Annotated in this window: 9 protein-coding genes; 2 read left to right on the top strand and 7 right to left on the bottom strand. The window is 64.9% G+C overall.

All coding sequences use genetic code 11. The annotated features are described in order from the left end of the window. The first annotated feature begins 8 nt into the window (after positions 1 to 8). Positions 9 to 353, top strand: a complete 345-nt coding sequence (locus VBE63_RS14905; RefSeq protein WP_323683817.1) for a Na+/H+ antiporter subunit G — start codon at positions 9 to 11, stop codon at positions 351 to 353. 128 nt (positions 354 to 481) lie between these two features. Here the strand turns inward: VBE63_RS14905 and VBE63_RS14900 are convergent, their stop codons facing one another. From VBE63_RS14900 to VBE63_RS14875, 6 genes are all read right to left on the bottom strand, one after another. After that, the gene (locus tag VBE63_RS14900) at positions 482 to 727 is read right to left on the bottom strand and encodes an acetyltransferase (protein ID WP_323683816.1); all 246 of its coding nucleotides are present in this window, start codon (positions 725 to 727) and stop codon (positions 482 to 484) included. Positions 728 to 858: 131 nt separating this feature from the next. Continuing rightward, positions 859 to 1,476 (bottom strand): cytochrome b/b6 domain-containing protein, encoded by a 618-nt coding sequence (locus VBE63_RS14895; protein ID WP_323683836.1) that lies wholly within the window; start codon positions 1,474 to 1,476, stop codon positions 859 to 861. 14 nt (positions 1,477 to 1,490) lie between these two features. Next, the gene (locus VBE63_RS14890) at positions 1,491 to 3,152 is read right to left on the bottom strand and encodes a tetrathionate reductase family octaheme c-type cytochrome (RefSeq protein WP_323683815.1); all 1,662 of its coding nucleotides are present in this window, start codon (positions 3,150 to 3,152) and stop codon (positions 1,491 to 1,493) included. 50 nt (positions 3,153 to 3,202) lie between these two features. Further along, the gene (locus tag VBE63_RS14885) at positions 3,203 to 4,168 is read right to left on the bottom strand and encodes a CHAD domain-containing protein (protein WP_323683814.1); all 966 of its coding nucleotides are present in this window, start codon (positions 4,166 to 4,168) and stop codon (positions 3,203 to 3,205) included. 5 nt (positions 4,169 to 4,173) lie between these two features. Next, entirely contained in the window at positions 4,174 to 4,833 is a 660-nt protein-coding gene (locus VBE63_RS14880; protein WP_323683813.1) for a cytochrome c3 family protein, read from the bottom strand. A 160-nt stretch (positions 4,834 to 4,993) separates the two neighbouring features. Beyond that, positions 4,994 to 5,815 carry a PRC-barrel domain-containing protein gene (locus tag VBE63_RS14875; protein WP_323683812.1) on the bottom strand — a complete coding sequence of 274 codons (822 nt, stop codon included), beginning with the start codon at positions 5,813 to 5,815 and terminating at the stop codon, positions 4,994 to 4,996. Positions 5,816 to 6,172: 357 nt separating this feature from the next. On the opposite strand from VBE63_RS14875, the gene ftsH reads away from it, so the two are divergent. Beyond that, entirely contained in the window at positions 6,173 to 8,218 is a 2,046-nt protein-coding gene (ftsH, locus tag VBE63_RS14870) for an ATP-dependent zinc metalloprotease FtsH (RefSeq protein ID WP_323683811.1), read from the top strand. A gap of 195 nt (positions 8,219 to 8,413) precedes the next feature. On the opposite strand, the gene VBE63_RS14865 is transcribed toward ftsH, so the two are convergent. Then, on the bottom strand, positions 8,414 to 9,244 hold an 831-nt coding region (locus VBE63_RS14865; RefSeq protein WP_323683810.1), incomplete at its 5' end, for a multiheme c-type cytochrome.

Genomic DNA, 9,244 nt, shown 5'->3' with positions numbered 1-9,244 from the left:
CATTGAGGATGCTGATGGATACCCTGGTCGCCGCGCTCATCCTGCTCGGCGCTGCCTTTACCCTGATCGGCTCGATCGGCCTGGCCTCGTTGCCAGACTTCTTCTGCCGGCTGCATGGTCCGACCAAGTCGACGACGCTCGGCGTTGGCGGCATGCTCGCGGCCTCGGCGTTGTATTTTGCCGCTCAGGGCCCGACGCCCCATCCGACTGAGCTGCTCGTCGCCCTGTTCCTGTTCATGACGACCCCGGTGAGCGCGCATCTGCTCGCCAAGGCCGCGTTGCGTCTGCAGTTGCGCTCGTTGGCGCCAGTGCCGGCGCGCTTTCGGCACGAGCGCACCGATGGACACGGCTAGAAGCCGGCGAGGATCTGTCTATGGCGGGCTGATGCGGTCATGACGAGCGTCAGCGATGCCCGGGATCACCTCGGGCATCGACTTTACAACGCCAAGCGCGCAGCTCTCGGCGTCACTCGCCCTTCAGGTCAACCACCACTGCGGTCATGGTGCGCCGCTTCGACCTCCTCATCCCGATAATGCGGATCGGTCCAGGCGCGCGGCAGCGCTTCGCCGGACGGGAACCGCAGCGCCTGCTTGTCGACCGTTTCGGGGTCCTGCGCTTCCTCGCCGTAGTGCAGTCGCATGACAACCTGCTCGTGCATGGGATTCATCAGGTCTTGCAGCTCAACGACCTGCATGAGCTTGTCGGTTGATTTGTGCTTGAGAAACATGGGTCCTCCGCAATCAGTCAGTGACGGGGTCTGCATCTCGGCATCAGAGCCAAAGACGCAGCAGTGCCGTCGGTTTCAAGAATCGATGTGATGCTGCTGTTGAGCCGTCGATGACAACGAGAAGACGGTTCTCAGCGAGCTCGAGACGAGACCGCTTGTGAGGGTTGACGCGCTGCCTCGTCGATCTCCTCGCGGCCGGTGATCATGGTCTTCAGGTGCGTGGTTGGGGTGCGGCCGGTGCTTATCATGTACAGATGCACGAGCAGGAACAGCGCCGCACCATAGGCCGCAGCAACGTGGATCAGCGCCACCGGCGCCAGCGACAGGCCGGCCGATGCCGACCACAGATCAATGCCCAGATAGAGCAGTCCGGTGATCCAGAGCAATGGCGAGATGACGACGCCGAAGAAGAGATAGGACGCGGCCTGCAGCGGATTGTGCTTTCGCTTCGGGCGCGGATTGAACGGATGTGATTCGCCGCGGAACATGCCGTAGAGATAGAACCGCACCACGGCCGCCAACCCGCGCGTCGTCGGCAGATACTGGCGCCATTCACCGGTCGCGAGGTGCCAGAAGATTGCGAAGATCCAGACGACGATCAGCGCCAGCGCCGCCAGCACGTGCAGGGTCGCGGCGGTGCCGAATCCGAGCAGGCTGTAGCTGCCGTGTACCTCGAAGCCGGTGATCAGCAGCAGGATGATCAAGAGTGCCTGACTCCAGTGCCAGAGACGCTCGAGAGTGGTGAACATGACGACGGTGCGGGTCATTCGACGTGCCTCCGGCGACGGTGGAACAGGATGCGCAGCCCGATGTGGAGGAGGATCGCAAGCAGCGCGGCGCCGAGCGCCAGCTGCGCCCATCTATCGAGCGCCGGGTCGCTGTCGCGCCCGGGCAGGTAGAAGCCGGTCAGCTCGGCCATGCGTCCCTCTCGGGCGTGACAGTCGCCGCAGGCGAGTGCCTCCTCGGCCGGAGCGACCATGTGCGTGATCGGCCAAGCCATTCGGGTCTCGGTGAAGCCGACCTCGCCACTGAACGCCAGCCCGGCCGCCTCCATCGCGCTGGCGATGGCCGGCTGCCACTCGAGCCCTTGCCAATAGGCCTGCTCGGTCGTGCCGAACAGCTGCATGTAGACCAGCCGATTCTTGACCGGATCATAGGGCTGCTTGCCGCGCATGATCTTAAACGGCCAGATGCGGGCGTGCGGATCGTCGTCACTGCCGGCAAAGCGATTGATCGGCACCGGCTGTGACGGGTCGATGCGCTGATCCGGCAGGGTGTAGCGCATGGTGCCATCGAACCAGCGGTAGGCGGGCTCTAGAGCCTCGCCCCATTCGATCTCTCCCCAGCGCGTCCAATAGGTGAGATTGCCATCGGCATCGTGGCGCTTGATCGGGTTGCCATCGGCGTCCAGCCGGCCCGCCTTCGACCTATCCCACCAGGTCTTGGTGGCAACGCCGCCGCGTGCCATCGCGGGGATATGGCAGGTCTGACAGGCGATACGATCGACATGGGCGTTGAGCTTGGCGCCCTGATAGAGCGCGGCCGGATCACTGCCCAGCGCGTGCGGCTCGACGCCGTGGCAGGACTCGCAGGTCGCCGCATAGCGGCGCTGGCCCGGCGCGCCGGCGCCCTTGCGGTCGCGTGCAGCCACCTGATAGCGACTGCCGGCGATCTGGTGCGCGCGCTCGACATGGCAGTCGCTGCACTCGAGGCCGGCTCCAGCGTCGCTCATGTGGACATCCAGCGCGGGCGGTGGGTCCAGCAGCGAGGTGTCCAGATCGCCGTGCTTGGAGCCGTTGCCACCACCACCGAAGAAATGGCAGCGGCCGCAGGTCTCGCGGCTGGTCGGCCCGACGTTGCGGGCGACCTTGCCGAGATCCGGCGGCTGCAGCCGGTGGCCGTGCACCTTGACCGGCTCCTGCAGCACGCGGCCGGCGCGCTTCGGTGCCTTCTCATAGGTACCGGTAGTGTCGTGGCAGACCAGGCAATCGACGCGGCTGTCATCGCTGAAATCGAAGTCCGGGTCCTCCCAGCCATAACCGGCGTGACAGGCGGTACAGCGCCCCAGGTTCGTGGTCACGTTGTTGCAGAAGCTGTTGACCACATGCTGCTTGCCGAGCAGTTGGCCGGTCTGTGGATGGCGGTACTCCCAGCGCCAATGGATGCTCGCGCGGACCTGCTTGCCGGCCTCGGTATGGCAGTCGAGACAGGCGCGAGTGACCTCGGGTCCGTTCGCGAACGCCCCTTGCAGTTGCTCGAACTGACGGTGGTCGGCAGTTGGTGGATCGACCGCGGCAAGGATCTCCGGGGTCGCTTGGACCGGCGCCACCACACCCATGATGAGGACCCAAAGACCGCCCCGCAGTTGCGGAACGATGCTCGCCGGAGTCCAGCTCACAACAGCGTCGACAATAGCGTGAATCATCGTTGACTCCCAGGGCCAGCGCGATCCGACCAGGATCAAAGCACAACAGCTCATCTGCAGAGGACCGATTGGCGCATGGGAAGCTTGGCGTCCCAGACCCGAGCCATTCGCCAGTAGCAGCGCATGCGTCGCTCGAGTCGCTTCGGCTTCTCCGCGTACAGCCGCGAGCCGAGCCACATGGCCGCCTTGCGAAGCTGCTCGCTGCGCTGTGCAGCGAGGGCGAGCAGGAGCTGCTCGGCATCATGGCTCGGGTTCAGCGCCTCGGCCTCCTCGATGACCTGCTCGAGCACCGCCAAGTCATGATCATCGCCCAGCAGATCGCCGAGCTGTTTGGTCTCCTTATAGGTCGCTTTGAGCACGCGTGGCCAGCTCGCACGCAGCAGCCTGACCTGGTAGCGCAGATACTTCGCGCGTTTGCGCCATTCATGGAAGGTCGCCACACTCGGCTGCGCGTCGGCCGCTTGTATGGCCCCGCGCCCACGTTTGTAGGTCTTGCGCAGTCCGGGTCCGAGCAGGGACCAGCCCGCCTCCTCTCCGGGCTCGCTGGCCTCCGACGGAAGCGCCCAGCCCGGGACGCGCTTGCGGGCTGCGAGCAAGGCCGTGCGCGCAGCCTCGAGTTGCTCGTCGAGTGCTTGGGCACCCGCTGCAATCTGTGCCTTGTGATCTTCGAGCCGGTGCCGCAGCGGGGCGAGCGACGCAGGATTGAGGTGGTCGCGAAACGGATCGATCAAGGCATCGAAGGTCTCGATCGCCGCCTCGGCATCTCGCAGCACCGACAGCGAGGCCGCGATCTCACGGAAGGCCGCGTTTTCATCCTTGTAGAGCGTCGGCACGGCCGGTCTGACGAGTCGCAGCAGAGCGCGCAGTTTCTTGCAGTCCTTGCGGACCTCATGGACGGCTGCATGCGGCGCTGTCTTAGCGTCGTCGATCTGCGCAACGGCGTGATCGATCCGCTCCGTCGCAATCCGACGCACCTCGGCGTCAAGTGGCTGTGCGGGGTCGAGCTCGTAGGTCATTGCGCTCAGGCATCCTCGCTACCGGTGGCGCCCTGCGCGGGCTTGTCTTCTTCAGCGGGGAGCGGCGGATCGACGGGCGCATCGCCCTGGTCTCCAGGCATCTCGCTGAGGCTGACCTCATCGAAGTGATCGTCGAGCATGACCCGGAGGTTCTTATGGCCAACGTTCGCATGGCAACTGACACAGCCATCACCCACGTCGCCACCGAAGTAGGCCTTATGCGCGGCTAATGCCGCGGGATCATCGCTGGTCGCCTCCTTCAACGCCGCGTGGCAGCTGAGACAACCGGAGTCGTAGACGTACTCAGCGCGTTTCTCGAGATCGGCGATCCAGTCGGGCTTGTGGATCGGATAGATCGCCTGTGCGATGGCGTCGCGCGTTCCGGTCTTGGCCTTGGCGAACAGATGCTCTGCTGCACTGTCGTGCGGGAGATGGCAATCGGTGCAATGAGCAACGACACCGCCCGGGTTGTTGCCGCCATGGACATCTTGCGCGTGCGAGGTCGCAAAGGGCTCCATGGTGTGGCAGCTGGTGCAAAACTCTGCATCCGAGGTCTTCTCGACCAGGGTCTCGGTGCCGATCCAGCCTGTGGCCATTACGGCGGGAACGATGACGGCGACGACGATCAGCGTGAAGAGCAGGCGTCGAATCCAGCGCTTGTTCATGAGGGAGTCTCCTTCGATTTGGACAATCGTTGCATCAAGGGGCCGGTGAGGTGGCGGGTCGCGAGGCGGTAACCGGTGTCCATCCGGCCGCCAGCCATCGCCGAGCCCTGACCAACACCGGGCTTGAATGTGCTCGGCCCAAGGTGGGCTTAAAGTCGGATCAAAGCTCGGCTCTAGGCGCTGGACGCCCGTAGACATCGTAGAGCACGGTCTCGAGGCGCTCGTTGATCGGCTCGCTCGGGTCAAATGCCGGTGCCTCCTCGATACGCTCAGCGGCCACATCGGCGATGACCTGGCGCGAGACCCAGTCGATCTCAGCGACCGCGTCCACGGGGAGCAGGACCTTCTTCGAGAACGGCAGCCGGGAGCTGTCGACGACGAAGGCGCGCAGCGCCCAGCTGCTGTCGTTGACGATGAGGTCGACGACGCGGCCGACCTTGTCGATGCCGCCACCGTGATCCGCGCCGCGCTGGCCAACCACGCTATAGCCCGTCACCTCGCGCACGGAGCGCAAGTGAACCTCGTCGCCCTCCTCAAGATCGGCGGGCTCAAGCTCGGTGTCCGCGACCGCCGCGCCGCGCGTGTTCGGCTCGATGCGCGCCTCCTGGGCGGGCGTCAGGCTCGCGGGTATCGGAAAGTCGCCCCAAAGGCCGCTGCCGAGCCAGTAGCTGGGCAGTGAATGAACCTCGTTGTAAAGCCGCTCGTAACGTCGCGAGACCGGCGCATCGCCATCCAATGGCGGGCTTTGCTCGATTTGGGCCTTCGTCAGATTGACCGGCATCCGCTGACGCCCCCAATCCGGTGACTCGAGCTGGGCGGGCGAGATCAGCACCTTGCGCCCGGACAGCCAGCCGCCGGTATCGGCCACCATGTAGCGCAGCGTCCACAGCGCGTCATCGAAGAGGAAGTCGTGGCAATGGCCGATGTCGCCATCGAGGGCTTCAAGGCGGTATCCCTCTGGCTCGGCGAGGCTTCTAAGCATGGAATCCTCCGTTTGTCGTGGCTGGTGCGGCATCTGCGATGGCGGGCGCATCGGTGCTGCATGGACATGACGTGATCGGTCTGAATTGACTGACCGCGTTGAATAGCCTGTCTCACGGCCAGCAGAAACCGGGCCAACTCCGAGAACCGCGCCGCTGAGGGCCTTTTGGATGCAGTGGCCTGGGCGCCACCTGTCGGGCTGGTTCATAGACCCCAGGGGTGCGGCATTTGAACCACTCCTTGCCGCCACGCCGAGTCAGCATCAGTCTCAAAGGAGTTGCAGATAGCCGGCCCGATTCCTGCCTAAGGAGCCGCAGAGCAATCCGGAAGACCAGACAGCCACTGCACAGGAGATCCGATGTCTAGCATTGAACAACAGTCCGGCGCCAAGCCTGCGCTCCGCGACCGGCTCAAGACGCGGCGACCAGATGTTGGCCGTTCCACCAAGCCCGGCCCTACTCAGCCCGGCGGGACACCACCTTGGCAGAATGCCCTCTATGCCTTGATCGCGATCTTTGCGCTGTCTGCGGCCCTGAGCGTGCTCCGCTCCCCGGGGCCGGAAGCGATCAGCTATACCGAGCTGAAGCAGGCCGTGCGCGAGGGGCGCGTCGCGCAGGTGACCTTCGAGGGCCAGCAGGTCAGTGGGCGATTTGTCGCGCCCGAGGAGAGTCAGCGCACCACGGACGGCGCGAAAGATGGCACCTCAGGTGGACCCTCACGGGAAACCTCAGGCGAGACAGAAGACGAGACGCAGGAGGCCAGCACGGCGCAAGCCGAAACCGGCGCGCGGTTCATCAGCACCCTGCCCCAAGTGCAAGATCCGGGGCTCCTGGATCTGCTCGAGACGCATGATGTCGAGATCGATGCCGAGTCGACGGAGACCGGCCTGTTTGGCCGTGTGCTGATCACGCTGCTGCCTTGGCTGCTGATCCTCGGCCTGTTCTTCTACCTCAGCAACCGCATGCAGCGACGCATGATGAGCGGCGCTGGCGATGACCAGGGCGGCGGTCTCTTCGGGATCGGTAAATCCAAGGCGAAGCGCGTTCAGTCCGAGGAGGTCGACACCAGCCTCAAGGAGGTCGCAGGGCTCGAGAACGCCAAGGCCGACCTGCAGGAGATCATCGACCATCTCGCCGATCCGCAGCGCTTTCGCGTCCTGGGTGCCAAACTGCCGAAGGGCGTGCTACTGGTTGGACCGCCCGGCACCGGCAAGACGCTGCTGGCGCGTGCCGTGGCTGGCGAGGCCGGTGTGCCTTTCTTCAACGTCAGCGGCTCCGAGTTCGTCGAGATGTTCGTCGGCGTCGGCGCCTCGCGCGTGCGCGATCTGTTCAACGACGCCAAGAAACAGAGCCCTTGTGTGCTGTTCATCGATGAGATCGACGCCATTGGCCGCGCGCGCGGCACCGGTATGGCCAGTGGTGGTGGCGGCAACGACGAGCGTGAGCAAACACTGAATCAGATCCTGAATGAGATGGACGGCTTCTCGCCGCATGAGGATGTGGTGGTGCTCGCCGCGACCAATCGGCCCGATGTGCTCGACAATGCCCTGCTGCGCCCGGGACGGTTCGACCGCAAGGTCTACCTGGAGCGACCCGATCGCGACGCCCGCCTGGCGATCCTCAAGATCCATGCCGCCAAGATCGTCTTGGGCGAGGATGTCGATCTCCAGCGCGTGGCCGAGCGCACGGTCGGCTTTTCCGGCGCCGATCTCGAGAACCTGGTCAATGAGGCGGCGCTGCTCGCCGGCCGCGCCAAGCAGGGCGTGGTCGCCATGTCACAGTTCTCGCAGGCACGCGACAAGATCGTGCTCGGCGCCGAGCGTGAGCAGGGTATCGATGACGAGGAGCGCGAACTGGTCGCCTATCACGAGTCCGGCCATGCCCTGCTGGCCTGGCTGCTGCCCAATGCCGACCCGCTCGACAAGGTCACGATCATTCCGCGCGGACGCGCCCTTGGCGCGACCGAGCAAGTACCGCCCGAGGCGCGTCACACCTATCGTCAAAGCTACCTCCGCGATCGCATCGCGGTGATGTTGGGCGGACGCATCGCCGAGCAGGTGATCTTCGAGGAGGTCACCACCGGGGCTGAAGCCGATCTCGATCAAGCGACCGAGCTGGCCCGGCGCATGGTCAGCCGCTGGGGCATGAGCGAGGCGATCGGACCCGTCTCGTTCAAGTACCCGGATGACCAGGGCGCGCCCGCGTTGGCGATGGGGGCCCGCACGTTCAGCGATGCCACCGCCCAACGGGTCGATGCCGAGATCAAATCACTGATCGATGGCATCGAGCAGCATGCACGAGCGCTCGTCGACGAGAACCGCGAGCGCCTCGAACGCTTGGCCAAGCGCTTGCTCAAGGCCGAAACCCTCAGCCGCGAGCAGATCGATGAGGTGCTGAATCGTTAATGCCTGTCGGGTCGGTCCCTCGCCGACAGGACTCGCGCAGGGAGGCAGTCTCTTTGTGCCCGGGTTCGTTCTGCCGTCCCTGCGCTGGCCGACGCCTCATTAATTGTGCGGCATGACAGCGCCTACCAATGACTTGGCAGCCTGTCTGCAGAAGGCTTCAAGCGGAGTTGACGCAGGCGTCAAAGGGCCGCTGATTTAGTGATCGCCGCTCACGCCCTTCGGCGGCCCCGGCTCGATCTGCCCGGTCGCCATGCGCGTCTTGTGGATCTCCTCGAGCTTGTAGAAGCTCTGCTGAAGCTGAAAGAAACCGTGCCAGTGTGCCCAGTCGGGACCGGCCATCATCGCCCCATGGCGGGCGCGGCGACCTTCGTGGTGCCACAGGTGGTAGAAGGTGATCTGGAAGTCATCCTTCCAGGGGTTCTCCTTCAGCAGCCCTTCGGCCGCTAATTCGTCGCGCATCTCCTTGGCCGAGTCCCAGTAGGCCTCGTTGTAGAGACGCACCGCGGCATCCGCTTGGTGGAAGAAGCTCTCGGTATGCAGCTCGCCGTGACAGGCGATGCAGACCTGCTTCATCTTCGCCCTACCCGCAGGACCGTCGCCGAGCAGCGGGCTCATCACGTCCTCAGAATCGCGCACGCCTGAGCGCTTGGCCCAGAGATTCCAGTACAGCCGCTCGCTGATATCGTGGGTGGTACTGAGCTTGCCGATACCGCTCATGTGGCACGTGGCACAGGTCGGCGCGCGGTAGTCACCGGGCTCCCAGGCATCGGCGGCCGAGTCCCAACGCCATTCGTGGCCCTCGGTGGCATAGAGCTGGCCGTGCTTGCTGTTCTCGTAGACCTCGATGTCCGGGTGATCCGGACCCAGGTGGCAGGACGCGCAGGCGGCCGGTCGCCGCGCCTCTTCAATGGAGAAGCGGTGGCGGGTATGACAGGCGACGCAGCTGCCGGTGCTGCCGTCCGGATAGAGATTGCCCATGCCTGAGTTGGGCCAGGTGCGGGCCGTCGGGCGGCCATCGTCATCCAG

This window comes from Lamprobacter sp. (assembly GCF_034860625.1).
In the GTDB taxonomy this organism is placed as follows: domain Bacteria; phylum Pseudomonadota; class Gammaproteobacteria; order Chromatiales; family Chromatiaceae; genus Lamprobacter.
This window is presented reverse-complemented; position numbering and strand designations above follow the sequence as displayed.

What these genes read in the sequence shown, in the direction of transcription:
- ftsH (WP_323683811.1), top strand. Translation starts at nt 6,173, where the DNA reads ATGTCTAGCATTGAACAACAGTCCGGCGCCAAGCCTGCGCTCCGCGAC.
- VBE63_RS14905 (WP_323683817.1), top strand. Translation starts at nt 9, where the DNA reads ATGCTGATGGATACCCTGGTCGCCGCGCTCATCCTGCTCGGCGCTGCC.
- VBE63_RS14875 (WP_323683812.1), bottom strand. Translation starts at nt 5,815, where the DNA reads ATGCTTAGAAGCCTCGCCGAGCCAGAGGGATACCGCCTTGAAGCCCTC.
- VBE63_RS14900 (WP_323683816.1), bottom strand. Translation starts at nt 727, where the DNA reads ATGTTTCTCAAGCACAAATCAACCGACAAGCTCATGCAGGTCGTTGAG.
- VBE63_RS14880 (WP_323683813.1), bottom strand. Translation starts at nt 4,833, where the DNA reads ATGAACAAGCGCTGGATTCGACGCCTGCTCTTCACGCTGATCGTCGTC.
- VBE63_RS14895 (WP_323683836.1), bottom strand. Translation starts at nt 1,476, where the DNA reads ATGTTCACCACTCTCGAGCGTCTCTGGCACTGGAGTCAGGCACTCTTG.
- VBE63_RS14890 (WP_323683815.1), bottom strand. Translation starts at nt 3,152, where the DNA reads ATGATTCACGCTATTGTCGACGCTGTTGTGAGCTGGACTCCGGCGAGC.
- VBE63_RS14885 (WP_323683814.1), bottom strand. Translation starts at nt 4,168, where the DNA reads ATGACCTACGAGCTCGACCCCGCACAGCCACTTGACGCCGAGGTGCGT.